This window comes from Hymenobacter sp. BT730 (assembly GCF_030542105.1).
Lineage (GTDB): Bacteria > Bacteroidota > Bacteroidia > Cytophagales > Hymenobacteraceae > Hymenobacter.
Map to the genome: position 1 here is coordinate 555,608 of NZ_JAUOFB010000002.1, position 25,931 is coordinate 581,538.

26 protein-coding genes and 1 other RNA gene are annotated in these 25,931 nt (G+C 54.7%); 17 read left to right on the plus strand and 10 right to left on the minus strand.

The annotated features are described in order from the left end of the window. Positions 1-6: 6 nt before the first annotated feature. Entirely contained in the window at positions 7-708 is a 702-nt protein-coding gene (locus Q4G72_RS09225) for a head GIN domain-containing protein (protein ID WP_303311131.1), read from the minus strand. A 72-nt stretch (positions 709-780) separates the two neighbouring features. Between Q4G72_RS09225 and Q4G72_RS09230 the strand changes: the two genes are divergently transcribed. The 6 genes from Q4G72_RS09230 to gldC all read left to right on the plus strand — a co-directional run bounded on the left by Q4G72_RS09230 (position 781) and on the right by gldC (position 6,900). After that, positions 781-1,494, plus strand: a complete 714-nt coding sequence (locus tag Q4G72_RS09230) for an SDR family oxidoreductase (protein WP_368408981.1) — start codon at positions 781-783, stop codon at positions 1,492-1,494. Between the two features lie 101 nt (positions 1,495-1,595). Beyond that, positions 1,596-2,504: a gliding motility-associated ABC transporter ATP-binding subunit GldA gene (gene gldA, locus Q4G72_RS09235; protein WP_303311132.1), complete on the plus strand. Its 909-nt coding sequence runs from the start codon at positions 1,596-1,598 to the stop codon at positions 2,502-2,504. Positions 2,505-2,669: 165 nt separating this feature from the next. Then, positions 2,670-3,395 (plus strand): gliding motility-associated ABC transporter permease subunit GldF, encoded by a 726-nt coding sequence (gldF, locus tag Q4G72_RS09240; protein WP_303311133.1) that lies wholly within the window; start codon positions 2,670-2,672, stop codon positions 3,393-3,395. A gap of 16 nt (positions 3,396-3,411) precedes the next feature. Then, positions 3,412-5,133, plus strand: coding sequence for a gliding motility-associated ABC transporter substrate-binding protein GldG (gldG, locus tag Q4G72_RS09245; RefSeq protein WP_303311134.1), 1,722 nt, complete (start codon positions 3,412-3,414; stop codon positions 5,131-5,133). Positions 5,134-5,281: 148 nt separating this feature from the next. Continuing rightward, positions 5,282-6,406 (plus strand): DNA polymerase III subunit beta, encoded by a 1,125-nt coding sequence (gene dnaN, locus Q4G72_RS09250; RefSeq protein WP_121237433.1) that lies wholly within the window; start codon positions 5,282-5,284, stop codon positions 6,404-6,406. Between the two features lie 155 nt (positions 6,407-6,561). Continuing rightward, positions 6,562-6,900 (plus strand): gliding motility protein GldC, encoded by a 339-nt coding sequence (gene gldC / locus Q4G72_RS09255; RefSeq protein ID WP_303311135.1) that lies wholly within the window; start codon positions 6,562-6,564, stop codon positions 6,898-6,900. A 68-nt stretch (positions 6,901-6,968) separates the two neighbouring features. Here gldC and Q4G72_RS09260 read toward each other — a convergent pair whose 3' ends face one another. The 5 genes from Q4G72_RS09260 to Q4G72_RS09280 form a co-directional block, all read right to left on the minus strand. Beyond that, positions 6,969-7,508, minus strand: a complete 540-nt coding sequence (locus tag Q4G72_RS09260; RefSeq protein WP_303311136.1) for a DUF4890 domain-containing protein — start codon at positions 7,506-7,508, stop codon at positions 6,969-6,971. Positions 7,509-7,665: 157 nt separating this feature from the next. Continuing rightward, complete coding sequence (gene dcd / locus Q4G72_RS09265) at positions 7,666-8,202, minus strand: dCTP deaminase (protein WP_303311137.1); 537 nt, start codon at positions 8,200-8,202, stop codon at positions 7,666-7,668. Between the two features lie 21 nt (positions 8,203-8,223). Next, positions 8,224-9,084 carry a hypothetical protein gene (locus Q4G72_RS09270; RefSeq protein ID WP_303311138.1) on the minus strand — a complete coding sequence of 287 codons (861 nt, stop codon included), beginning with the start codon at positions 9,082-9,084 and terminating at the stop codon, positions 8,224-8,226. 120 nt (positions 9,085-9,204) lie between these two features. Continuing rightward, on the minus strand, positions 9,205-10,530 hold the full coding sequence (hemL, locus tag Q4G72_RS09275) for a glutamate-1-semialdehyde 2,1-aminomutase (protein ID WP_303311139.1): 1,326 nt from the start codon (positions 10,528-10,530) through the stop codon (positions 9,205-9,207). A 51-nt stretch (positions 10,531-10,581) separates the two neighbouring features. Continuing rightward, a complete protein-coding gene (locus Q4G72_RS09280) occupies positions 10,582-12,432 on the minus strand; it encodes an ABC transporter substrate-binding protein (RefSeq protein WP_303311140.1) in 1,851 nt (616 codons plus the stop codon). A 197-nt stretch (positions 12,433-12,629) separates the two neighbouring features. Between Q4G72_RS09280 and dgt the strand changes: the two genes are divergently transcribed. Then, positions 12,630-14,036: a dGTP triphosphohydrolase gene (gene dgt, locus Q4G72_RS09285; protein WP_303311141.1), complete on the plus strand. Its 1,407-nt coding sequence runs from the start codon at positions 12,630-12,632 to the stop codon at positions 14,034-14,036. Positions 14,037-14,055: 19 nt separating this feature from the next. Here the strand turns inward: dgt and Q4G72_RS09290 are convergent, their stop codons facing one another. The 3 genes from Q4G72_RS09290 to guaA form a co-directional block, all read right to left on the minus strand. Next, complete coding sequence (locus Q4G72_RS09290; RefSeq protein WP_303311142.1) at positions 14,056-14,751, minus strand: type 1 glutamine amidotransferase; 696 nt, start codon at positions 14,749-14,751, stop codon at positions 14,056-14,058. 5 nt (positions 14,752-14,756) lie between these two features. Beyond that, complete coding sequence (locus Q4G72_RS09295; RefSeq protein ID WP_303311143.1) at positions 14,757-15,512, minus strand: hypothetical protein; 756 nt, start codon at positions 15,510-15,512, stop codon at positions 14,757-14,759. A 143-nt stretch (positions 15,513-15,655) separates the two neighbouring features. Then, positions 15,656-17,188, minus strand: coding sequence for a glutamine-hydrolyzing GMP synthase (guaA, locus tag Q4G72_RS09300; protein ID WP_303311144.1), 1,533 nt, complete (start codon positions 17,186-17,188; stop codon positions 15,656-15,658). A gap of 288 nt (positions 17,189-17,476) precedes the next feature. Between guaA and Q4G72_RS09305 the strand changes: the two genes are divergently transcribed. The 6 genes from Q4G72_RS09305 to Q4G72_RS09330 all read left to right on the plus strand — a co-directional run bounded on the left by Q4G72_RS09305 (position 17,477) and on the right by Q4G72_RS09330 (position 21,089). Beyond that, entirely contained in the window at positions 17,477-17,965 is a 489-nt protein-coding gene (locus Q4G72_RS09305; RefSeq protein ID WP_303311145.1) for a carboxypeptidase-like regulatory domain-containing protein, read from the plus strand. Between the two features lie 235 nt (positions 17,966-18,200). Further along, positions 18,201-18,297, plus strand: an RNA gene (gene ffs / locus Q4G72_RS09310) — signal recognition particle sRNA small type. 83 nt (positions 18,298-18,380) lie between these two features. Further along, entirely contained in the window at positions 18,381-19,037 is a 657-nt protein-coding gene (gene fsa, locus Q4G72_RS09315) for a fructose-6-phosphate aldolase (protein WP_303311146.1), read from the plus strand. A gap of 100 nt (positions 19,038-19,137) precedes the next feature. Then, positions 19,138-19,341: a fructose-6-phosphate aldolase gene (locus Q4G72_RS09320; protein ID WP_303311147.1), complete on the plus strand. Its 204-nt coding sequence runs from the start codon at positions 19,138-19,140 to the stop codon at positions 19,339-19,341. Between the two features lie 92 nt (positions 19,342-19,433). After that, positions 19,434-20,141 carry a cell division ATP-binding protein FtsE gene (locus tag Q4G72_RS09325; protein ID WP_303311148.1) on the plus strand — a complete coding sequence of 236 codons (708 nt, stop codon included), beginning with the start codon at positions 19,434-19,436 and terminating at the stop codon, positions 20,139-20,141. Between the two features lie 39 nt (positions 20,142-20,180). Continuing rightward, entirely contained in the window at positions 20,181-21,089 is a 909-nt protein-coding gene (locus tag Q4G72_RS09330) for a glycosyltransferase family 2 protein (protein ID WP_303311149.1), read from the plus strand. 54 nt (positions 21,090-21,143) lie between these two features. Here the strand turns inward: Q4G72_RS09330 and Q4G72_RS09335 are convergent, their stop codons facing one another. Then, positions 21,144-22,004 (minus strand): DUF6565 domain-containing protein, encoded by an 861-nt coding sequence (locus Q4G72_RS09335; protein WP_303311150.1) that lies wholly within the window; start codon positions 22,002-22,004, stop codon positions 21,144-21,146. A 155-nt stretch (positions 22,005-22,159) separates the two neighbouring features. Between Q4G72_RS09335 and Q4G72_RS09340 the strand changes: the two genes are divergently transcribed. The 4 genes from Q4G72_RS09340 (at position 22,160) to Q4G72_RS09355 (ending at position 25,755) form a co-directional block, all read left to right on the plus strand. After that, a complete protein-coding gene (locus Q4G72_RS09340) occupies positions 22,160-23,305 on the plus strand; it encodes a DegT/DnrJ/EryC1/StrS family aminotransferase (protein WP_303311151.1) in 1,146 nt (381 codons plus the stop codon). A 73-nt stretch (positions 23,306-23,378) separates the two neighbouring features. Continuing rightward, complete coding sequence (locus Q4G72_RS09345) at positions 23,379-24,407, plus strand: Gfo/Idh/MocA family protein (RefSeq protein WP_303311152.1); 1,029 nt, start codon at positions 23,379-23,381, stop codon at positions 24,405-24,407. 79 nt (positions 24,408-24,486) lie between these two features. Further along, complete coding sequence (locus Q4G72_RS09350) at positions 24,487-24,999, plus strand: hypothetical protein (protein ID WP_303311153.1); 513 nt, start codon at positions 24,487-24,489, stop codon at positions 24,997-24,999. A 24-nt stretch (positions 25,000-25,023) separates the two neighbouring features. Continuing rightward, the gene (locus Q4G72_RS09355) at positions 25,024-25,755 is read left to right on the plus strand and encodes an EcsC family protein (protein WP_303311154.1); all 732 of its coding nucleotides are present in this window, start codon (positions 25,024-25,026) and stop codon (positions 25,753-25,755) included. Positions 25,756-25,931 lie beyond the last annotated feature (176 nt).

Sequence of the window (25,931 nt, forward strand, 5' to 3'; positions counted from 1 at the left end):
TGCTGTCTATTCCACCGGCATTAACTTTCCTTTACCGGTAACGGACACCGCCACGCTTGCCGGGTGACCACTATAAAACAGGGTGCCAGCGCCGGCATGGGTGCCATATAATTCCTGCGTGACCTGCAAGTGCGCATTGCCGGCGGTGGCGCGGTTTATCTGCACAACACTGCGACGCGCGTTTAAATCCCGGCCATACACAGACCCCAGTCCTCCGAGGGTTAAGTGCAATGTATCGGTGCGACCAGTCACACGAATATCACCCAGCTCATATAAATCCAGCCAGAGGTAGCGGGTATCCACGTTCAGGTCGAAGTCGCCGGCGCCTACCAGGTGGCAGAAAAGCTTCTCCGTGCGGAAAGTACCCTGGGTGCGTACCGTATTCTGGCCTTTCTGAAAAAGGTTGAGCAGGGAGGGGAGATGGACGGTTACCTCGCGCGGTACATCATAGCGGCGCACCCAATTGCAGCGGCTGGTATTTCGAATAGTGAGGGAGCCGTCCTGCTCGGTTAGCTCCAGGTCCTGCTGCAGATTTTTGCCGGTGCGCACTTCCGCAAACGTGGCCGTATCCTGCACCAAGTTCACATCCACGTTATCGAAAACCGTGAGGGTGTGGATAGGGGGCAGTTCCCGGCGGGTGGTGATTACCTTACCCGTACTTTTAAAGCAGTCCAGCTCATGGTCCGGCTTGCAGCCGGACAGCAACACCAACGTGAATGTCAGCGTTAGCCAACTACTGAAAAGCGCCGCAGAGGCTCTATCTTGCGGCCGAAACGCAACTTGAAACATCTTCACGCAATGGACCTGATTGGCAAGGTAGCTATTCTGACAGGCGTCAGCAAAGGAATTGGCCTGGCTACGGCCGAGGCCCTGCTGGCGCATGGTGCCATCGTGGCGGGCTGGGGCCGCACCGCACCCAAACACCTGAAGCACGAGCGTTTTCACTTCTTCAAGTGCGATGTGCGTAAGGAAGCGGCCGTGATAAAAGCCTACGCCGAAACCCGCGAACAACTGGGCGACGAAGTGCACGTGCTGGTCAACAACGCCGGCCTGGGCATTTCCGGCCCGGTAGACGGCTTCGATTCGGAGGACTGGCACCTCATGTTTGACACCAACGTGCATGGCCTGTTCTACTGCACCAAAGCTGTGCTGCCGCAAATGCGGGAGCAGCAGCTGGGCCACATTATCAATATTTCCTCCATTGCCGGTCAGCAGGGCATCGAGAAAATGGCCGGCTACTGCGCCACTAAGTTTGCGGTAAAAGGCTTCTCGCAGTCCTTGTTTAAGGAAGTGCGGAATGATGGAATAAAAGTAACGTGCCTGTATCCCGGCTCGGTGCAGACCAATTTCTTCGATGAAATTCCCGGCACCGAAGCCAACGCTTCTATGATGCAGCCCGAGGACATTGCCGCCACCATTGTGCATGCCATTGAAACGCCCTTCAACTTCCACATCGTGGATATTGAGATGCGCCCCTTACAACCCAAGAAATAGCACTAGCACGAAGCTCCAGCTTCGTGTATCGTTGAGCGGCTTGCTACACTTCGTTCAACATCAGCCATACTGCCCGAAGCTGGAGCTTCGCGCTATACCTTATGGTAGAAGTTCAACACCTGACCAAGCTTTTCGGTACCCAGGCCGCCGTAAACGATATTTCGTTTAGCGTGGGCAAGGGCGAGATTCTGGGCTTTCTGGGGCCGAACGGGGCCGGAAAAAGCACCACCATGAAAATTGCCACTGGCTACCTGCCGCCCACGAGCGGCAGCGTACGCGTGGCTGAATTCGACGTAGTGGAGCACCCGCTGGAAGTGCGCCGCCGGGTAGGCTACCTGCCTGAGCACAACCCGCTGTACCTGGATATGTACGTGCACGAGTACCTCGATTTCATCGGCTCCGTGCACGGCCTGAAAGGCCAGGAGCGTCGGAGCCGCGTGCAGCAAATGGTGGACCGGGTAGGGCTGGGCCGGGAGCAGAATAAATTAATTGGCGCCCTGAGCAAAGGGTACCGCCAGCGCGTAGGCCTGGCGCAGGCCCTGGTGCACGACCCGCAGGTACTCATCCTGGACGAACCCACCACCGGCCTCGACCCCAACCAGATTGGCGAAATCCGCCAGCTTATCCGTGAACTGGGCCAGGACAAAACCGTCATCTTCAGCACCCACATTCTGCCCGAGGTACAGGCCCTCTGCGACCGGGTGGTCATCATTAGCCGCGGCCAGCTCGTGGCCGATTCGCCGGTGCGGGAACTAGGTGCTTTGGCTCAGGGCGAAACCATCATTCGTGCCGAGTTCGAAGGCCCGATTGACGCGGAAGTGCTGCGCCGGCTGCCCGAAGTGAAAGCAGTGGAGCCCGGCCCTAACAACACCTGGCGCATTCGAACGACCGGCACCACCGACCAGCGCGGCGCTATTTCCCGTCTCGCCGCTCAGCAAGGCTGGATTCTACTGGGTTTGCGCCAGGAAGAACAGTCTCTGGAGCAGGTGTTCGGCGAATTGACCAAATAGAATTAGTGTCAACCACTATCCTAGAACAAGTGTCATCCTGAGCTTGCGAAGGACCTTTTGACTAAAGAACGATTGTCGAAGCAACGACTGGTTCTAGCGTGATAAGGTCCTCGGCTACCGCCTCAGGATGACAAAAAGATTTTTTACAGCCTACAAAAGCCTTAGATGCTCGCCATCCTTCGCAAAGAATTTAACGCCTTCCTCAACTCGCCGGTGGCCTACGTGGTTATTGGGGTGTTTCTGGTGGCTACCGGCCTGTTCGTGTGGGTATTCCCCGACAGCTCCGTGCTCGACTACGGCTTTGCCGACCTGCAGACGCTCTTCAACCTGGCCCCCTGGATTTTCCTGTTCCTGATTCCGGCCATTACCATGCGCACGTTTGCGGAGGAGAAGAAGGCCGGCACCATTGAGCTGCTGCTCACGCGGCCCCTCACTGATGGGCAGCTGGTAGGAGGGAAGTACCTGGCCTGCCTGCTGCTGGCCCTTCTGGCGCTGGTGCCCACGCTGCTTTACTACTTCTCGGTAAATCAGCTCGGCAACCCCGTTGGCAATATTGATTCTGCCGCGTTTGCCGGTTCTTTCCTCGGGCTGGCGCTGCTGGCGGCCGTATTTGCGGCCATTGGCGTGCTGGCTTCGGCCCTCACGCGCGACCAGATCATTGCCTTTCTGGTGGCCGTGGTGGGCTGCTTTCTAGTGTATTCCGGGTTCGATTCGTTGGCCTCTTTGTTTGATGGCGCTCCAGCTTACTACATCGGGCAGTTCGGCATTGCCGCGCACTACCGCGACATGAGCAAAGGCCTTGTGGACTCCCGCGACCTGCTCTATTTCTTCTCCATCGTGGCACTGATGCTGGTTTCTACCCGCCTTGTGCTGCGCAGCCGCAATTGGTAACCGGACTTTCTGACGCATGGAAACTACTCCCAACGCCCTGCCCGCGCCCGTTGCTCCGGTTAAATCCCGCAAACAGCAGGACCTGCTCCGGTTCGGTTTGTTTATGCTGGCGCTTTTTGTCCTCAATTTCATTGCCCAGCTGTATTTCTTCCGCTTAGACCTCACCGAGGACAAGCGCTACAGCATGGCCCCGGCCACCAAGCAGCTGCTGGAGCAGATGGCCGAGCCCGTGACCGTAACGGTGTACCTGGCCGGTGACTTCCCGCCCGCTTTCCGCCGCCTGCAGCAGGCCACCCGCGAAACCCTGGACGAAATGCAGGTACATGCCGGTTCCAAGCTGCGCTATGTGTTCGTAGACCCCGCGGCGGCTTCTTCTGAGGAAGCCCGCAACAAGGAATACCAGCGCCTTATTCAAAAAGGACTGACCCCCACTAATCTGGGCGCTAACGAAAACGGAAAGCGGGTCGAGAAAATCATCTTTCCCTGGGCTACCATTACCGTAGGCAGCAAGGAGCAAAATGTGCTGCTGCTACGCGGCAACCAGGCCGCCGCGCCCGATGTGCGCCTCAACCAGAGCATCGAGGGGCTGGAATATGAAATGGCCAGCACCATCCGCCGCCTGCAGCCCAGCACCCGCAAAGTTATTGGCATAGTAGAAGGCCACGGCGAGCTGGATAACCTGCAAATGGCCGATATGATTGGCTCCCTGCAGCGCGACTACAACGTGTACCGCGTGGACCTTAGCAAGGTGCCTAGCCTCAAGCCGCTGGCTGCCGTTATCATAGCCAAGCCACAGCGCCCCTATACCGAGGCCGAGAAGTTTAAGCTGGATGAGTACATCACCCAGGGCGGCCGCGCCATGTTTTTCGTGGATATGATGCGAGTGAACCTGGACAGTGCCAACCGCGGCGGCATGCTCTCATTCCCCATCGAGTTGAACCTCACCGACCTGCTTTTCAAGTACGGCGCCCGCTTCAACGGCGACCTGATCCTGGATATCAACTCCGGCCTTATTCCGCTCGTGACGGGCGTTACCGGCAATAAGCCGCAGGTAGAGCCCATGCCCTGGCAGTTTTATCCCATTGTTAACTCGTTCAGCCCGCACCCTATTACCCGCAACCTGGATGCCGTGTACTTCAAGTTTGTGGGCACTATTGACACGGTGAAGGCCGCAGGCATCCGCAAAACGCCGCTCATGTTCACCTCGCGCTACACCCGCGTGCTGCCCGCGCCGGTGCCCGTAAACCTGAACGATGCCCGCCTGCCGCCCGACCCCAAACTTTACACTAATGGCCCCAAGTCCGTGGGCTATTTGCTGGAAGGTCAGTTCCGCTCCTTGTTCGCCAACCGCACCAAGCCCGGCACCACCGAGTTTCAGCCCGCGCAAACGCCCAATGCCCGCCCCGGAAAAATCCTGGTGGTTTCCGATGGTGACTTTGTTCGCAATGATGTGGACACCAAAACCGGCCGCCCCCTGCGCCTGGGCTACGACCGAATGGCAACCACTGAGTTTGCCAACCGGGAACTGGTGCAAAATGCCGCTGACTACCTCCTCGATGAAACCGGGCTAATTGCCGTGCGCAGCAAAGAAATTACCCTTCGGCCACTGGATAAAGTGAAGGTGAATGAAGAAAAGCGCCGCTGGCAGCTGCTGAATATTGGCGCGCCACTAATGCTGTTAGGATTATTTGGGGGTGTGCGGGCGTGGTTACGTAAGCGCAAGTATGCCTCCTTCTAGGAGGGAAGCTCTAAGACGCGTAGCGCCTTAAATGGGGTATTTTCGGGGTGAAATTGAGGATATTGCTTCTGCTGAATTTCACCCCGAAAATACCCCGCTGTTTCCTATCTTTGTCCTCTTCCAAAAACGCCCGACAACCGCCCTTTATATGAAGTTTATCGTCTCGTCTTCCGCCTTGCTCAAGCAGTTGCAGAGCATCAATGGCGTGGTCACGAATAATCCTGTAGTGCCCATTCTGGAGAACTTTCTCTTCGAGATTGAGGACGGCAAGCTGACGATTACGGCCTCCGACCTGGAAACCAGCATGATGACAGAGCTGCCCGTGGAAGCCCGCGAAAGTGGTCGAATTGCGGCACCTGCCCGCATTCTGCTGGATACGCTCAAGAACCTGCCCGACCAGCCTGTAACCTTCACGTTGGACGAAGAGACCTATACCATCGAAATCAGCTCGGCCAACGGTCGCTACAAGCTGGCCGGCGAAAACGCTACCGATTTCCCCCGTGTGCCGGTGGTAAAAGGCTCGGCGCCTATCGAAATTCCGTCTTCGTCGCTGGCGCGCGCCATCAACAAGACCATTTTCGCGGTAAGCACCGACGAGCTACGGCCGGCTATGACGGGCATTTTGGTGCAGCTGGCCGATAACCAGGTCACCTTTGTGGCTACCGATGGTCACCGCCTGCTGCGCTACCGCCGTCAGGATGTAGGCGCCGGCCAAACGGCTAACCTCATCATTCCACGCAAAGCCTTCAACCTGCTCAAAAACGCACTGCCTTCTGAGGCTACGCCGGTGCGCGTGGAGTTCAACCACTCCAACGCATTCTTCTCCTTTAATCAGATGCGCCTAGTGTGCCGCCTGATTGATGAGCGGTACCCCGACTACGAGAACGTCATTCCGGTTTCGAACCCGAACAAGCTCATTATTGACCGGGCTGCGCTGCTGAACTCGGTGAAGCGCATTGCCATCTACTCCAACAAAACCACTCACCAGGTGCGCCTGCGTCTGGCGGGTTCGGAGCTGACGATTTCGGCCGAAGACCTCGACTTCAGCAACGAAGCCAACGAGAAGCTGGCCTGCCAGTACGATGGCGAGGATATGGAAATTGGCTTCAACGCCAAGTTCCTCATTGAAATGCTGTCAAACATCGACTCCGAAGAAATTACCCTGGAACTGAGCACGCCTAACCGCGCCGGCTTGCTCATGCCCACCATTGCCGACGACAACGAAAGCATTCTGATGCTGGTAATGCCGGTAATGCTGAACAACTACGTGTAGTAGCTGTTCATCCGAACAAAAAATACACCTGTCATCCTGAGCAAAGCGAAGGACCTTCTCCCACTGGAATAAGTCGTCTTAACGATGGCCGCACCAATGGAAGAAGGTCCTTCGCAAGCTCAGGATGACAAACTTTTTACAAGAACATCCTTCCGATGAAAAAATCTGAAATCCGCTTCAGCATTGCCCTCGACGACCAGAAAGTGCCTGAGGCCATCAGCTGGACTGCTACCGATGCCGGCCCTGATATTCACTTTGCCAAAGCCATTAACGTTTCTATCTGGGACCGGAACCAGGAGGGCACTATGAAAATTGACCTCTGGACCAAAGACATGCCGGTGGATGCTATGAAGTATTTCATTGTGGATACCATCGGGTCCATGGCGGAAACCATCATGACGGCTACTAATGATACAGTGATGGCCACCAAGATGCGTGAACTGTGCGCTGAACTCTCTAAGCACATCGACGCAGAGCAGAAAACGCAGAAGTAACACTACAGTAACCATAAAAAAGCCCCTCCTGGAAAACCAGGTGGGGCTTTTTTATGAATTAGGATGCTTTAACGGCCCCGTACGCTGCTGGCCGGTGTACTACGGCCCTCCGGGCGGCTAGGCGCAATAACAGCGCCTTTGCTGCTGGCGGGCAGCGGCTCCTGTACCGATTTTACGAGCATGATATTGGTGGAACGAGCCGCATAGTCTTTATCATACTTATAGAACATGGACCGAGAATCGTAGTAGTTCGTGTACTGGTCGGTAGACAAGACAGAGGCTAGCTCCTTATCCCGCTCCTTGCAGACGCCTTTGCACTGCTCATCAATAAGCTGCTGATTGCCGGCATGTTTCTGCTCAATAGCAGCCATTTTAGCCACCTTATCCTCGTTAATGGAGCGTAGGCGCGAGGCCTGATAACCATTCAAACGCAGCTGGCGCACCATCTGGTCCGACAGGCGGTCGGCCCGGTACTCCACAGCAGCCGCATTCAGGCGTGGCGAGGAGCGGGTTTTATCCTGTGTAGTGGTGATAAACGATTTCTGCTGAGCCTGAGCACCAATGGTAGTGGCCAGTAGCAAAGCGGCAATGGCAAGTGTATTACGCATGGTCATGGTTCGTTAGCTGTGGTCGGTTTCCTAACAAAAGCAGCACCTGGGCTGGTGCAGTTTCCGATAAATTACTTTCCCTTAACGAAAAACTGTGCCAAGGAGTTCGGACCGACCAGCTTTGACAAAGACGTAGCTTCACCAAGCTACTTCCAGATTACCAGGTATTCTTCCACATCATCGATTCCACCGGCTTATCGGTGCGGTCGTTATACTTGGCGTTGGCCTTGCGGTTGTAGAACGTCTCCACATTGCCCTGCACTGCAAAGTAGATCAGCTGGCCGATAGGCATACCGGCATACACGCGCACGGGCATAGAAACACTGATTTCCAGCGTCCACGTGTTGCAGAACCCAATGTCGCCTTTGCCAGCCGTAGCATGAATGTCGATGCCGAGTCTGCCTACGCTGCTTTTGCCTTCCAGAAAGGGTACGTGGGCGTGGCTTTCAGTATATTCTTCCGTTACCCCCAGATACAGTTTACCAGGCTCCAGTACATAGCCTTCCTCCGGAATTTCGAAGGTTTCAATCTGATTGTGCTGGCGGGCATCCAGCACGGCGTCGCGGTAGGTGGCCAGGTAGCGGCCCAGGTGCACGTCGTAGGAATTGGTGCCGAGGCAGGTCCGATCATACGGCTGGATGACAATATTGCCCCGCTCAATCTCGGCGAGAATCTGCTGATCGGTGAGAATCATGGCTGACTTTTGATGTAATACTTACGCTTGTTCTTCTTCCTCTTCGTAGCGGTCTTCACGCAGGCCGGAGCTGCGGCGCGGTGCCATGGTTTCTTCTACCTCCGGCTCCTCTTCTCCAAAAGACGTTAAGGCATCCAGGCGGCCGCGCAGCTCCGGAATGGTTACCAGGGTAAGCCGACCCACCAGGAAAAGGGAGGTGCCGGCCAGCAGCAGTGTCAGGTAGTCTAGCCAGCCGTACTGGGAGGGTGCTGCCTGTGGGCTGGCGGCCTGGGAGGTTATGGTAGTAGTGGTCGTGGTTTCCTCCGGCTGTGGCGTGGCATCTTCCAGCGGAGCCGCTACGGTGGCTTCGGCGTCTACATCAGCGGGTGGCACGGCGGCACCGTCCACGGTCGTTTCGTCGGGGGCAGGGTCTTCGGAGGCGTTAAACTGTGCGGTGGCTTGCTTAATCTCCCGTTGTAGCGCCCGGATCAGGGCTACCCGCTCGTCGCGGGGCAGGTTGTGAATGAAGAACTCGAAGTTGCGGTCCAGCACAATGCTGTTGAGCTGCTTCTCAAATTCGGCCAGATCCGTGCGCCCTTTGCCGAAGCGGGCCTTGTAGCGCTCGGCTACGCCGTTGTAATTCTGGAAGAGAGTGTGCAGGTCGTCGCGACCGGGAAAATCATCGAAAGCACGCCGGTCTTTAGCCGTGCGCAGGTTTACCGGAAATTTGCGCCGCGTAAACGACTTATCGTACACGGTTTCCATAGTTCGGAAATTCAGCTCGTCTACGGTGCGGTCGAACAGGCGCTTGTTATCAGCAGCCGGGCCATTCAGCTGCGCCCAAAGCAGGTTAGGCAGCAGAATGAGCAGTAATACCGGGAAAAGAAAGCGGAAACGAGGCATAAGACAAGGCAGATTTGCCCGCAAAGGTAACCGGTTGCTGTCGTGGTTGGGAGCTGTAGAAAAAAAACTGTCATCCCCAGCTTGACTAAGGATGACAGTTTCAGAATTGCCTCAGGGAAATTACAGCCCGTGGGCTTCAATCAGCGACTCGCGGCAGGCCGTCAAGTAATGGTCTGCCAATTCATCTGTAATGGCAGTAGAAACAAACAGAGCCTCAAACTGCGCCGGTGCCAGGTAGATACCGCGGTGGAGCATAGCCCGGAAATACCGGCCAAATGCCTCGGTATCGGAAGTTTTGGCACTGGCCAGGTCTGTTACGGGCTCGGTGGTGAAAAACAGGCTGAACATGGAGCCCACCTGATTGACCGTGTAGTTCAGGCCCAGCTCGGCGGCAATCTGCCGGGTGCCATTGGCAATGCGGGTGCTGATGCGGTTGAGCTCGGTATATAGCTCCGGGTGCTGCTGTAGGTAGGTAAGCTGAGCAATGCCGGCAGCGGTAGCAATGGGGTTGCCGGAGAGTGTACCCGCCTGATACACTTTACCCGCGGGGGCTACATTGTCCATAATATCCTGACGGCCGCCGTACGCGCCCACTGGCATACCTCCGCCAATGATTTTGCCCAGCGTGGTCATGTCCGGCTTAATGCCATAGAGCTCCTGCGCACCGCCCGGCGCCAGCCGGAAGCCCGTCATCACCTCATCAAAAATGAATACGATGCCGTGCTCGGTGCACAGTTCGCGCAGGCCCGGCAGGAAACCTTCGGCGGGCTCTACCAGGCCCATGTTGCCAACCACCGGCTCAATAATAATGGCGGCAATCTGGCTGGAATTGGCAGCAATAGCCCGGCGCACGGCGTCCAGGTCGTTGTAAGGTACTGTGAGTGTGTCTTTGGCAACGCCTTCAGTAACGCCGGGCGAATCGGGCGAGCCCAAAGTGAGGGCTCCGGAGCCGGCGGCAATCAGGAAAGAGTCGCCGTGGCCGTGGTAGCAACCTTCAAACTTGAGGATCTTGTCGCGGCCGGTATAGCCCCGCGCCACCCGAATGGCCGACATAGTAGCCTCGGTGCCTGAATTCACCAGCCGAACCTTCTCAATGCTGGGTACCATCTGCTTGATCAGCTCGGCCATTTCTACCTCGCGCTGCGTGGGGGCCCCAAAGGAAAGCGAGTCGGGAATAGCCTGCTGTACAGCCTCCAGCACAATTTGCGGGGCGTGGCCCAGAATCATGGGCCCCCAGGAGTTTATGAAATCAAGGTATTGGTTACCGTCAACATCCGTGAGCCAGGCCCCTTTTGCCGACTTCATGAAAACCGGATGGCCGCCCACGGCGCGGAAGGCGCGCACCGGCGAGTTTACGCCACCGGGAATATGTTGCTTGGCCCGCTCAAACAGGGCATTGCTGGTACCAAGCGTAAGCTCAGGAGCCGGAGAAATAGAAGACTTCATATCAAAAGAACATTCAGGTTGCAAAAGGAGCAGGGCTAAGGGCGCTGAAGTTTACCGGCCATCCACCGGGTTCAGGACTTCCACCTCCATGCGTTCCAGCTTGGTGATGGGCACATACTGATTATCGTGACGGCCGCCGGGGTACCCGATGCCCTGAAACAGCATGCCCGAAACCGGTCCGGAATTGGCCAGCTGCGTCTGAAAAACAGAGCCGTACTCATGCAGCCGGGAGCCGAAATAATAAAGCAGCTCAAAGCCAATGCTGGAAAACACCGAAGGGGGCAAATGTTGCTGCTGCAAGTAAAGCTGGCGGAAGCGCCGCACCCCGGGGGCATTTTTGTCCAGATAATGCGGATACAAAAAGTAAACCTCGCGGGCGTCCAACTGGCCTAATGAAACCTTAGGGTTCTCCAGCCAGGAAGCATAGGTAATGAGGGGGAGGCGTGCCCCTTGGCTTTGCATCAGACCAAAAGTATATGGCCCAGCCTTGCGGCCCTCGGTAGCCATTACCAGATGGCTGACCGTTTTCAGATCAATTCCCGCAAAGCCCTGCGCCAGGGATTCATCCACATCGGAATTAATACGGCGTAGCACCTGCACTTTTCCGCCCAGCGCCTCATAGGTGGTTTTATACGTCTCACCGAAGGCCTTTTCGTCCTTACTGTCTTCGTATAAAACAACTGCTGTACGGCCAGGGAAGTTATTGAAGGCAAACTGAGCAGCCTGCTGGGCCTGCGTCACGGAGCTGGGCTCATAGAGATAATGCCAGGGGTTATCCAGCACCAGGTCGCCGTCCTGCGACAAAGGATTGATGGTGATAATCTGATGCTCGCGGGCGTAGCGCGCCAGCAGCTTGCTACCTGATTTGTATACCGGGCCCACAATCATATCCATGGCCGCCAGCTCCGGCAGAGCCAGGATACGTTTGAGCTGCAGCGTATCGGAGCCGGTATCGTAGGCGAAGAGCTGCAGGGAGCGGCCTTCCCGCTGCAGGGAGTCCTGCGCCAGGCGCATGCCCGCATAGAGGTCCGTCACAAACTGAAGCTTACGCTGCTTTTCCCAGCTGGTATCGTGCAGCTCGAAGGGGAGAAGCACAGCCACATTATAGCTGCTTTTCTTCTGAGGCCGAACGCGCGGTGAGTAGCGGGACCTATCGAGGGAGAACTGGCTTATGAGCTGTTCCAGCTGCGCTTTGTCGGCATCAGTATACCAGCCACCCAGCACCAGCTTGTCGGCATAAGCCGTGGCCACAATAGCATCCTGCTGGTAGCGCCGTACCATATTCTGGAACAAGGCTTTGTCCTTGATGCGCGGCAGGTAAGTGGCCTTTAGTGCAGTGCGCTCGGTCTCCAGCTTTCCTGCCGGAATCTGGCTCAGGACCTGCAGGGCATTACCTACTTCACCCTGTTCAAAGGAAATCTGTCCCTGCAGGAAATAGGCTTCAGCCAGAGCCGGCCAGGTAGGATATTCACTGCGCAGCAGGTTGAGCATCTGCTCTGCCTCCGCCCATTTCTTTGCCCGGGTAGCAGCCACTGCATATAGATAAGCGGCTTCCGCCGCGTGCTTAAACCGGGCAGTGGGCACCGTAAGTGGCTGCAGCTCCTGCATGGCCAGCTCGTATCGGCCCTGCTCAATCAGGAGCTTGCCATTTTGGTAGCGCGTATTCTGATCCGAAGAACGGAGGTTGCCGGGGAGTGCGGGCTGGGCCTTGGCACCGGCGGGTTTGGCGGGGGTAACATTGGGCCTGACGGGTGCCGCTGGTTTTGCTGCAGGCGGAGCTTTGCTGGTAGCAGTAGTGCCTGTTTTTGCAGGAGGCGTAACTTTTTGGGCGGTAGATGGCTGAGCTTGGCCCGTAAGAGCGAGACAAAATCCCAGACCAAAGCTCGCAAAGCGCAGCGTCATAAAATGCCTCATTGGAGGACCGGAGTGAAAGGATGAATCAGCAGCAAACAACCCGCTGATTAAAAGTGCCGGACAAAGGTACGTAGTATGGTGCAGGAAGATTATGCTTTCAGCGCCAGCTAAAAAGGAAGCAACGAAACAGCACATTCTTGCTCTTTCCCGAATACCTGTATTTTGCGGGATAACCTCCCCGCTACATGCATCTTACCTCTTCCGCTTCGCCCGCTATGTCCTGGCAGCGCCTGCTGGCCCGTCGTCGTTACCCCGATCAGCCGCAACTGCACCTGGTAGCCGATACGCCCGTGGTGCGCGGGGCCTTCGTAGCCGATTATGACCGGGTAGTATTCAGCTCGGCCTTTCGTAGACTACAGCGCAAAACTCAGGTCATGCCGTTGCCGGAAACCGATTTTGTGCATACCCGGCTCACGCACTCTTTAGAAACCGCCTGCGTGGGCCGCTCCCTAGGCCGCCTGAGTGGGCGTAGATTAATGGAGGCGGATTCCGACCTGGCTGCCGCGCTACCTACCCTCGATCAGGATTTTGGCGACATTGTTGCCGCCGCCTGCCTGAGTCACGACATTGGCAACCCTCCCTTTGGCCACTCTGGTGAAGATGCCATTTCCGCCTATTTTACCAGCCGGGAAGCCGAGCGGTTTATCACGGGCCTGTCCATTGCACAGCAGGCCGATTTGCAGCATTTCGAAGGTAATGCCGCCGGTTTTCGGATTCTGACTCATACCTACCCGGCGCACAGCACTGGCACGGCGGGGCTGGGCCTTACATATGCCGTGCTGGGCGCATTTACGAAGTATCCCCGGCCTTCCGTAATAGAGCCCGGCGCCCGTACGGGTGGAACCAGTGAGAAAAAGTACGGCTACTTTCAGTGTGAAAAAGGTCGATTCAGGCATGTGGCCGACGAATTGGGGCTACTGCCAAAAGGGGAGGAAGGTGCCGGGTTTTACCACCGCCATCCGCTGGCCTTTCTGGTAGAAGCCGCCGACGACCTTTGTTACCGCATCATCGATTTTGAAGATGGCCTTAAGCTCGGCCTTATTGACCATCATCATGGTCTGAAGCTGCTGCGCTGCATGCTTAACGACCCGCCCACTCGCCGGGCCAGTGTACAGTGGCACGACTGGCGCGAGGAGTTAGGCTATATCCGCGCCCGCCTCATTGGTAAACTGGTAGATGAGGTATCCCAACGCTTTGCCGAACACGTGCCCGCTATGCTTGCCGGGCAGTATGACCAGCCTTTGGTGAAAGAGCTGGAGTGCTGGCACGAGTTGCAGGAAGTACAGATGCTGTCGGTGGAGAAGCTGTACCGCAGCCGGCCGGTACTGGAAATTGAAGCCGCTGGTTTTGAGGTGCTCGGCGGCCTGCTGGATGCTTTCCTGCACGCCACCTTCGATGCCCAGCGAAGTCACCGCAGCCGCAAATTGTTGGATTTGCTGCCGATGCAGTTTCGAGCCCTTGGTCCGCAGGTGGAGCTACCAGCCTATGAGCAAATTGTGCTGCTCACCGATTTTATTGGGGGATTGTCGGATCAGAATGCCCTGGCCTTATACCGGACCATAAAAGGCATCGATCTGCCAAAGGGGTTCTAGTCCCTGGTTTTTACCATTGTTAATTTAGCCAGGCATCAAGTAGGCGCGAGAAAAATAGCTGGCTTTCCGGTAACAATGCAGCCGCGCGCGTCTGTATGTGTGCCAGGCTTTGTACATATGGCCCAGGTATTAAGTCTTCACTTTCATTCGCGAGCATTTGGTTCAGTAAATCATCAGAAATTTCTGCATGAAACTGGAGTCCAATTACATGGGAGCCCCAGGCAAATGCCTGATTGGCACATGCGGCTGAGGTTGCCAGGGGCAAGGCGCCCTTGGGCAGGGTAAAGGTTTCGCCGTGCCAGTGAAAGGCGAAGAAGGTAGCGGGAAGGTGTTGAAATACAGGATGACGCTTTGCCACGTCCGTTGTCGTAACAGGGTAAAACCCAATTTCAGCTACCTCATTTGGGTAGACCTCACCTCCCAGGGCTTCGGCAACTAACTGGGCTCCCAGGCAAATGCCCAACACCGGTTTCTGAACCTGAATAGCGGCCCGAATAAATTCCTTTTCAGTGCTTAGCCAAGGCCATTCCGCTTCCTCATGCACGCTCATCACTCCACCTAATATGATTACCGCATCAACCTGATCCAGCGGCGGCAAGTAGGGGTTTGGAGCATGAAAATGCGTAAAACTCAGCACGTGCCCGTGTTCCGAGGCCCATTGAACAAGAGTGCCGGGCCCCTCGAATGCCATGTGTTGTACAATATGCAGGCGCATAGCTGTTAGCGTAAATCGTCAAATTCTAAATACAGAACGGACCCTGGCAGCACCGAAAAAGACTGCCGGGATTTGAGTGCTGTACTCCGAACTGCAGTATGAGCAGTCAGCGGCTGCCCGAGGTTTGGGCCCTCCAGGATGCATTCCACCACCCCATTCCGACGTAGCGCGTGTCGCATGCGGGCAGCCACAGGTGCGGTTACCCGGACTACCTGATCAAAATCCGGGCGGCGTTCTATCCGGTGAATCAGGTACTGCTCCTGCTTATTTCCCAGCAGCAGAAAATGGGCCTGCGCGGCAGATTGCCCATCGGGGTGCAGGGGCTGAAAATAAAGCACCCGCTTAATACGCACGGTTACGTTACGGGCAATGCAGGTGCCCCCACGCTCAAAATGTCCTCGATAAAGTGCCGCGCGAAAGGAGCGCGGATGCGCCACCATTTCCGGCAAGACAAATTTTTCGGGCTCTAAGGTGTAAACCAGCTCCGCCGGAAATGTCTGTTGACTTTGCTGATAAGCGGTTCGGGCTGAATCAGATAATTCCAGCTCAAGCAGCACTTGGTAATTATGCGGGCTGTGGAACATGGGCAAATGCGAGGCATACACCTGATGGATACCAAACACCAGCATGCCGTGCACACTGGCCTTATCGGGTGAGGGAGAATGGTGGGAAGGTAGCTGCTGGGCTGTGAGAAAGTGGGGGAGTAGCAGCAACAGCGCCAGACTTACGTGGCGCAAAACCCGAAAAGGGTTATCAAGCATTTGTCAGATTGACAAAAAAGGGGGATTGCCAATAAGCGGCACCAGCGTAAAGATACACTGACCGGGAGATTCTAAAAGAAAAAAGACTGCTGGCGTTTTACCAGCAGTCTTTTTTAGATGTAAATACACAGCGGCTAAATCTGCTATTCCCATTCAATAGTTGCGGGCGGCTTGGAGCTGATATCATACACTACGCGGTTGATGCCGCGTACCTGATTGATGATTTTGTTGCTCACATCGGCCAGGAACTCGTAGGGGAGGTGGGCCCAGTCGGCCGTCATGCCATCTACGCTGGTCACGGCGCGCAGGGCTACTACCTGCTCATAGGTACGCTCGTCGCCCATAACGCCTACGCTCTGGATGGGCAGCAGCATCACGCCGGCCTGCCATACCTGGTCATACAGGCCATACTCTTTCAGGCCATTGATGAAAATGGCGTCGGCGCGCTGCAGCAGGTCTACTTTGGCGGGGGTAATATCACCGAGGATACGAATGCCCAAGCCGGGACCGGGGAAGGGGTGACGGTGTAGAATGTTCACCGGCAGCTCTAGTGTATGCCCTACTTCGCGCACTTCGTCCTTAAACAAGGCTCGCAGCGGCTCCACAATGCGCAGATTCATCTTCTCAGGCAGCCCACCTACATTGTGGTGGCTCTTGATGGTCACGGCCGGGCCCTTTACCGATACCGACTCGATGACATCGGGATAAATGGTGCCCTGGGCCAGCCAACGGGCGCCCTCTACTTTTTGGGCTTCCCGGTCGAATACCTCAATAAAGGTGCGCCCAATGGCTTTACGCTTCAGCTCTGGGTCGGAGAGGCCTTTTAGGGCTTCATAGAATTCTGGAGAGGCATCTACACCGCGCACATTCAGGCCCAGGTCTTTATAGGAGTGTAGTACCTGTTCGTATTCGTCTTTGCGAAGGAGGCCATTGTTGACGAAGATGCCGTGCAGCCGTTTTCCAATGGCTTTGTGCAACAGCAGCGCCGCTACGGAGGAATCTACTCCGCCGGATAAACCCAGAATAACCTGGTCTTTCTCTCCAATGGTGCGTTGCAGCGTTTCCACCATGCTATCCACAAAGTGCTCCGGCGTCCAGCTCTGATCCAATTCACAGATGTTGACCACAAAGTTCTGCAGCAGCGTTTTGCCGTCGGTAGAATGGGTTACCTCGGGGTGGAACTGAATGCCGTAGGTATCCTGCCCTTGAATATGGAAGGCAGCAACGGCTACTTCCGGGGTGCTGGCTATAATTTCGTAGCCTGCGGGCAGAGTTTTGATGGTATCCCCGTGCGACATCCATACCTGCGACTCCGTGGGCACGCCATGCAGCAGGGGAGAGTCATGGTGCACCCGGGCCAGGCGGGCGCGGCCATATTCCCGGATGGTGGCGGGCATCACTTCGCCACCCTGCTGGTGGGCCAGAAGCTGGGCTCCATAGCATACACCCAGCACCGGCACGTGGCCCAGGTAGCGGGAGAGGTCGGGATTTGGCGCTTCCGCATCGCGCACGGAGCAAGGGGAACCCGAAAGCACAACGCCCCGGATATCCTCAGTGAGGTCCGGGGCGTGATTATACGGGTGAATTTCGCAGTAGACGTTCAATTCCCGGATACGCCGGGCGATGAGTTGCGTGTACTGCGACCCAAAATCGAGAATCAGAATCTGTTGAGGCATGGGCAAAGGTAAGGCCACCCAGCCTGCCGACAAAACTCATTTCAACAAAGCTTCCTTTGCAGCCAGGGCATTAGTTATGTATTATCAAATGTCACAAATAAGAAGAATTGGATGGCTTTAAAAATTAAAATAGTCTCACTAATAAGGATATTATATGCGGTATTGGCCTGTAAAGTACAATGTATTGCTATAGGCCTTTAAGTCACAATTACGTCACAATATACCTTTCGTGGGTAGCCATAATCCTGCACCTTTGTTTCAGTACTCCTCCTCAAATCTCTAACTGTCATGCGTTACTTCTCTTCTTCGCTGGCATTACTGGCCTGGTTAGCGCCAACCGTCCTGCTGGCTCAAACCGCTCCGGAGCCAACCGATGCACCAGCCTCTTCGCTGGTAGCAGTTCAGGTGATGCATATGCCTGCTCCAACCACTGAAGTGGGCGCTGAAGAACTGGCAGGGCTAACTACACCGGCCACTTCAACCGCCGAAGTAGCAGCTGCGCCTGCTAAACCAGAGATGGTAGAGTTGAAAGGGAAAGTTTTCAATGAAGAAAGCCAGCCATTGGTAGGAGCTACCGTGTATGTGAAAGGCGCCGCGGTAGCCGCCAGCACCAATGCCGACGGCGAGTATACCTTAAAGTTACCAGTCGGCATAAATTCCCTGCTGTTTAGCTATATGGGCTATGTAGATAAAGAGTTGAACGTCAGTAACCCTCTGCCTCTGAACGTGTATCTGGAGGCCGCAGCTGCCACCCGTAATAAATCCCGAGTAAAATAACCACCCCACCCTTCGCTCCACCCCGTACTCTCTCTGCGCTATGAAAACAACAAAAAAAGGAACGCATCGGCGTTCCTTTTTTTGTTTGTAAGAGTGCGAGCGGAAAGCTGAGTAGTAAATTTTTTGTAGAGCGTTGCCTGCTGACTGCTAGTAAGTTTACTAAGTCTAAAAGCTCCTTTACCGGCAGATAATGCTGAATTATTGCGCGGCCCACGAAAACCTGTGTATATTTGCAACGGCGAATCAGTACGACCAGCTCCCGCTGAACTCCCCCAGGACCGGAAGGTAGCAAGGGTAGGTGGTTGAGCGGTGCGATATTGGTTCGCTTTTTTTTGTCCATGCCCCAACGAAACCGCGCGGTGCGTTTGCCCGCAATCGGTTAGCTTTGGGGCATTGTTGTTTCCAATCTACCCGCATGAAATTCTTCATTGATACCGCCAACCTGAAGGAAATTCAGGAAGCCGTAGAGCTAGGTGTGCTCGACGGTGTAACCACCAACCCCTCGCTGATGGCCAAAGAGGGCATTAAAGGCACCGATGCCGTAATGTCGCACTACCGCCAGATCTGCGAAATGGTAGACGGCGACGTGTCGGCCGAGGTAATTGCCACTGACTACGAGGGTATTATTCGGGAAGGAGAGGCCCTGGCTGAACTGCACCCCAATATCGTAGTAAAGGTGCCCATGATTCGGGACGGGGTGAAAGCCATTCGTTATTTTTCGGAGAAAGGCATCAAGACCAACTGCACGCTCATTTTCTCGGCTGGGCAGGCACTACTGGCGGCTAAAGCTGGTGCTACCTACGTTTCGCCGTTTGTAGGCCGTCTGGACGATATCGGAGCCGATGGAATGCTGCTGATTCAGCAGATTGTGGACATCTTCTCCAACTATGGTTACCCAACGCAGGTGCTGGCGGCTTCTGTGCGCCACGTACCCCACCTCATCCAATGCGCTGAGCTGGGTGCCGATGTAGCCACCTGCCCACTGAGCGTAATTACCGGGTTGCTGCACCACCCGCTTACCGATAAAGGATTGGCCACGTTCCTGGCGGATCATAAGCGCGTAAACGAATAATCTTTTCTGCCTGCTGATGGTATGTATTCTGAATGATGGAAGGGCTCATCTGCCAGACCGTCATTCAGGATACAGAAGTCAGACTTAGCTAAGCAAAGCGGTGTACATCATCAAAGTAAAAGGCAAGGCCAAAATTCCGGATTACATCCAGCTGCGGGATGAGAACTTTGTGCTGATAGCCTATTTCCGGGCCGACCGCCCCTTGAAAGATTTGCACCGTTACGGGCTGGAAGGCAAAGAAATTGCGCTGGCAGGCGTAATTGAGGGCCTGGAGTTTGGTAAATTGCAAAAGCTGGACGTATAGCTGCAGGCTCGGTGCCAGTTGCCAAAGGCTTCTGAGGAGCTTATTTTGATTTCTTGAACAAGCGAAGTCATGCTTCGCGCAATTTTGCTTTTATGCCCACCGCTGCCAACCCGGTTATCGAGCTTCACGATGCCTACATTATGCAGGATGTGAATACCGTGCTGCAGAAAGTGTCGTTTGTACTGGACAAAGGGGAGTTTGCGTACCTGGTGGGACGTACCGGCTCGGGCAAAAGCTCCCTGCTGAAAACTATATATGCCGATTTGCCCCTGGGCGCCGGGGCAGGTACGGTGGCTGGTTTTGCCCTGCCGCGCCTTAGCAGCGGGAAAGTGCCGATGCTGCGCCGCAAGCTGGGCATCATCTTTCAGGATTTTCAGCTGCTTTTCGACCGGTCAGTAGCTGAAAACCTGATGTTTGTGCTGAATGCCACCGGCTGGAAAGGCAAGTCGCAGAAAAAGCAGCGCATTTCGGAAGTGCTCATGCGCGTCGGCTTGTCGAATGCAGGCAGTAAAATGCCGCATCAGCTTTCAGGTGGCGAGCAGCAGCGTGTAGTTATTGCCCGGGCTCTGCTGAATGAACCTTTGCTGCTCCTGGCTGATGAGCCCACCGGCAATCTGGATCCTGATGTGACCGACAGCATCATGCGGCTGTTTATGGAAATTAACAACGCCGGCACTGCCGTGCTGATGGCTACGCACAATTATCAGCTCATCAAGAACTACCCCAAGCGAGTACTACAATGCAAGGATGGCCAACTGCTGGACTCCACCGCCTTGCCCATGGAGCTGAGCGGCAGCTAGCCGACAGCCGCATTCTTTTTCCCGATATTTCGCATTGCCATGCCCGGCTTGTCGGTTTTGCTGCCCATTTATAACCGGGACGTAACCCAACTGGTGCAGGCACTGGTGCAACAAGCGGCCAGTTGGCCTGGCCCGGTAGAAATTCTGTGTCTGGATGATGGTTCAGAAGAATCTACGCGTCGGCTAAACCGGGTAGTGGCTACCTGGCCAAAGGTCCACTACCTGGAACTGCCGCATAATATTGGCCGGTCAGCTATTCGCAACCGGCTGGCGGCGGCAGCCCGATATCCGTGGCTGTTGCTGCTGGATAACAATATTTCTCCCCCTGATAAGCAGTTTCTGGCTCGCTATGCCACCGCTATATCGGAAGCAGCAGTAATAGTGGGTGGCACTGTTTATACTGAGCGTGCCCCCGCTAATCCGGAGTTGCGACTGCGCTGGCTCTATGGCCAGCGACGGGAAGCTAGCCCGGCAGCCCAGCGGCAGCAACAGCCCCGGGCACCCTTTATCCTCAAGAATGTGCTAATGCAGGCCGAGGTTTTCCGCCAGTTCAGGCTGGATGAGACCCTGACGCATTACGGCCATGAGGATAGCAAACTCGGTTGGCAACTGCGGGAAGCCGGTATCACCATACATCATATTGATAATCCCGCCCTGCATGATGGTCTGGAGCCGGCCTCCGCTTTTCTGTACAAAACGCAGCAGGCCGTATGCAATCTGGTGTATCTGTATTATTCCAACGGGTGGGGACGTGATACGGGGCTTTTGCGCGCGGCCCTTATGCTACGGCGCATGGGTTTGGGGCAGGTGTACCGGGCAGGGTTTCTGCTGATGAGCAAACGGATTCAACGGGCGTTGCTTTCTGCTGCTCCCAAGTTATGGCACTTAGATGCCCTGAAGCTTTATTGGGCGCTGCAGGAACTGCGCCGCCAGCAACGGAAAAAATAAAGCGCCAGCCTGTAGAAAGGCTGGCGCTCAGTATTCCAGTAACCTAGGGGTGGGTTAGTCGTTGTCGGTGTTTTTAACCTCGCTCTTGACTTCCTTGTAGGCGCCTTTCACGGCATTGCCCACTTTGCTGCCTACTTTTTTGGCCCCATGGCCTACGTCTTTGCCTACTTCCTTAGCGCCCTGCCCTACATCTTTGGCAGCACCACCTACGGCATCGGCGCCCTGCGCTATGCGGGATTCCGTTTTATCAAAGGATTTAAAAGCGGCATACTTCGCTTTCTCCTTGGTAATCTCCTCCCGGTCGGCGGTAGATACCTGGTCTTTGATTTGGTCATATCGTGCATCCAGCGCCTGCCAGTCGGCATTTACGTTGCGCCAATCGTCGATATCGTAACGGTTTTCGTTTTCTTTCACCATGGCCGTGAAGGCTTCATATTTGGCCCGCACGTTCTGGGGCGTTACGGCCGCATACTCACTGGTCATGGGCTTGTAGTACTTGCCCATTTTCACAGCTGTAGTAGTGCCAGTAGCAGTGGTGGTGGCTGATGCCCGGTTTTTCCAGGTCATATCCCGCTTGTCGTAAGCCGTAGTGTAACGGGTGCGCAGCTGCTCAATTTCCTGCCGGCGGGCATCATCATACTGATCAGCATATTTATCTACCGCCGCTACTTTTGTATCAAAGTCAGACTTCAGCTGCGTGGTTTCCTGATTGTAATCTGCTTCAGTTTCATTGGCTACATTTTCCGACTTCGTTTCCGCGTCGGTTACGAAAGTTTTGAAGTCGTTATAAGCCTGTTCGCCTTCCTGCGAAACTTCCTTTTTATCAGAGCGGGTGCAGCTGCTGTGCGTAAACGATACGCCGCCAGCTAACAGAATAACTGCCAGGGCGTTTATGGTGAAGGTTTTCTTTATCATGGTAGTAGGGAAGAAGTGAGGGGGAATAAAGAGTACTATGGGAGGAGTATCCTTTCTCTGCTTAACGCAGGCTTTCAGCCGGGGGTTACGCCGGGCTAACTCCCGGGGTATCGTGCCGATTTCTATCTTTGAGGAAGCTCCCTTATCCTTCCTGTTTGGCCAATTCTGCCTTAAACCCGCCTATCCTGATGCTGGACCTGCACGCCCAGCATGCTCCCATCCACGCTGAGCTGGAGGCGGCCCTGCATCATTGCCTGAAGGAAAGCTCTTTTATCCAGGGCCCGGCGGTAGGGGCTTTTGCCCAGGCCCTTAGTCAGCATTTGGGTATATCTCACGTGGTTCCCTGCGCCAATGGTACCGATGCGCTTCAGCTAGCATTGATGAGCCTGCGCCTGCCGCCCGGGAGTGAGGTGCTGGTGCCCGCTTTTACCTATGTAGCCACGCTGGAAGCGGCGGCCATCCTGGGCCTGGTTCCTGTGGTGGTAGATGTACTGCCCAATACATTTATGCTGGATCCGAAGGCCGTAGAAGCCGCCCTCACCCCCCGTACCGGCGCCATCATAGCCGTGCACTTATTTGGGCAGTGCGCCGATTTGGAAAGCCTGCGCCGTATTGCTGACAAGAACAATATTGCTCTTATTGAAGACAATGCCCAGTCCATTGGTGCCACCTTTACCACCCGTTCCGGTGAAACCTGGGTAGCCGGAGCAGTAGGAGAGGTGGGCACTACCTCTTTCTTTCCGAGTAAAAATCTGGGTGCCATGGGCGACGGGGGCGCCCTTTTCACACAGGACGCCAGCCGGGCCGAGCTGCTACGCCAGTTGGCCAACCACGGCCAAATACGCAAGTACCAGCATGAGTACATTGGCCTTAACTCCCGTTTAGACACTATGCAGGCGGCCTTGCTGCAGGTTAAGCTGCGGTATCTAAACCAGTGGACTTCTGCCCGCCAACACGTAGCGGCTCAGTATGATGCTGCATTTACGGGCATGGCAGGCGTGCACACCCCAGCGCGCGACCCACGCAGCACGCACGTATTTCATCAGTATACCCTTCGGGTTACGGAGGCAGGATGTCGTGCCGCTTTGCAACAGCACTTGCTAGCCAAAGGGGTACCCAGCGTGGTGTATTACCCTTTGCCAGTGCATCTGCAGCCTGCTTACCATTATTTAGGCTACCGGACCGGGCAGTTTCCGGTAGCGGAACACCTTTGCCAAACCGTTTTGTCCCTGCCAATCCACCCAACGCTGGTGCCTGAGCAGGTAGCCTATATTACCGATGCAGTGAAATGCTTTTTCTAAAGGGTGAAGCTTTTTATCCGCTTTCCCTCCCACATAGAAAAGATATACGCTGTTCCCGCTACATTCGCCCTTCGTGAGCTATTCTGCCCTTCCTGCTGTCCGCTTCGTTATTTGTGGTGTGGGCCATATTGGCCGGCGGCATGCAACGCTGGTATCGCGGCAGCCTGGCGCCCAACTCCTTGCCTTAGTAGATGTGCAGGAAACGTTGCGTCCGGGTTTGGCCGCTGAGTTTCCGGGAGTGCCTTTCTTTACTTCACTCGAGGAATACCTGCTTTCCGGTACTGTGGCCGATGTACTGACGGTAGCTACACCTAACTATCTGCACGCGCCTCAGGCCATTCAGGGCCTGCGAGCTGGGCTACACGTACTGGTTGAAAAGCCCATTGCCCTACGCACTATCGATGCCGAGGATATTATTCTGACCGCCCAAGCTACCGGCCAGTTAGTCTTTGGAGTGATGCAGAACCGCTACTCGCCGCCTGCTGCCTGGCTGAAGCGCATTTATGAAGAAGGTCGGCTAGGGCAGGTGTACTTGGTGCAACTCAACTGCTTCTGGAACCGCGACGTCCGCTATTACCTCCCTGGAGGCTGGCGTGGTACGCAGGCCCAGGATGGCGGCACGCTCTTCACGCAGTTCAGCCATTTCGTGGATTTGCTGTATTGGGTGTTCGGTGACATCACCAATATCTCGGCGCGCTTCCTTGACTTCAACCATCAAAACCTGACGGAGTTTGAGGACAGCGGCCTGATTACCTTTGATTTGGTGCGCGGAGGGAGCGGCACGCTACAGTATAGCACCGCCGTGTGGGACCAAAACCTGGAAAGCTCCCTCACTGTAGTGGCTGAAAACGGCAGCCTCCGTCTAGGTGGCCAGTATATGGATAAGGTGGAATACTGCCACCTACAGCATTATCAGCAGCCAGTGCTACCTCCCACCAACCCCGCCAATAACTATGGTTCTTACCAGGGTAGCGCTGCCAATCATGTGCAGGTAATTGAAAATGTTGTGGATACTATCCAGAACCGGTGCGCTGCCACCACAAATGCGCAGGAGGGCTTGAAAGTAGTGGAGATTATTGAGCGAATATATAAGCTAAAGTAAGTACGCTTCTATGCTGCGTTTTAGAAGCCGAATAAAGCCTGCTTATCTGGTGCTTCAAACGGAATGTTGCTTGTTCTGCGTGAACTTGCTCATACTATTTAGAGATGCCATAATTGATTTTTGGAGTAACGGGACTTTTCCTGTTAAGATATTCGGTACACTGTTTTTTGGCTTGTGGTTTTTTGCGGCCCTTTGGGCAGCCTCAGAAATACTTTTTTTTCGCCACGTACTTCTAATGGATGGCTTCCTGGTATTCAAAAGGGGCCTGTTTATAAGCCGGAAACTCCCTTATGACGCTATTATCAGGCTGGATGTGAAGAAGGAGAAGATAGAATATTCCAACCGAACTGCTTGGCAGAACAGCCTGCTGTATCATGGCGAAACATTAAGAATAATTACAGAAAACAATGAGGTTGTAGTTCGCTCTATATGGCTGAAGGATTATATAGCTTTCCGGAATAAATTAAGGCAGCTGGCAGTTAACGCTCGGCCATTTAGTCCCGGAAAATTTACTGAACAAATAAACTATACAGTTTTATTGCTGGGTGGCCTCTTTGTCTGGATTATGAGCTACGTAAATGTATTTAAGTAACTCAGAAACAAATTTCTTAAAACTATGACAGGCTATCCTGCACAAGCTTATTCCGAGTTGAACACCTGGCAAAAACGCATGCAGCAAAAACCTTCGCTGCTCAACCGTTTTGCGCGGCGTGTGCAAACCCGCTTAAATGCGCTGCTGCCGGAGAAGGTGCATCAGGCGCTAACCACTGCTATAAAGCAAATGGTACGCGGGGTGTTGTTTGGGTCCATGCAAATCACTCGAAAGGCACTTTCAGAAGGTGCATTACAGGAGCGCGAAACATTGGTGCGTAAGCGCATTCGATATTACCGCAACACGGCAGCCGCAGAAGGTGCCGTAACGGGAGCGGGTGGTTTTCTGCTGGGCCTGGCCGATTTTCCCCTACTGCTAAGCTTAAAGCTTAAACTTCTGTTTGATATAGCGGCCCTGTATGGATATGATGTGCGTGATTATACGGAGCGACTATATCTGCTGCATATCTTTCAGCTAGCCTTCAGTAGCCAGCACACGCGCAATGAAGTATATCAACGGATTGCCGATTGGGAAACCTACCGCCAAACCCTCCCTACCGATGTGAATGAGTTTGATTGGCGCACTTTCCAACAAGAGTACCGTGATTATATTGATCTGGCTAAAATGGCCCAATTAATACCGGTTATTGGCGCAGCAGTAGGGGCCATTGCTAATTATCGGCTTTTGGAGCAGTTAGGAGAAACCGCCATAAACTGCTACCGGATGCGGTGGTTTTCGGCAGAAAATATCAATTAGCAGCGGCTTTCGGTTGAGGAGCTGGGTATTAAAAAAGCATATATTACAAGAGGTTGGCTGAAAATCATAATAAGGCTCCCAGTTTCCATTTTATAGAAAGTTGAAGCTTGTAGAATATACATTCTGGTTTTTATTCTATTCAGAGTAAGTAAATGACATGCTGTATGCTCTTATTC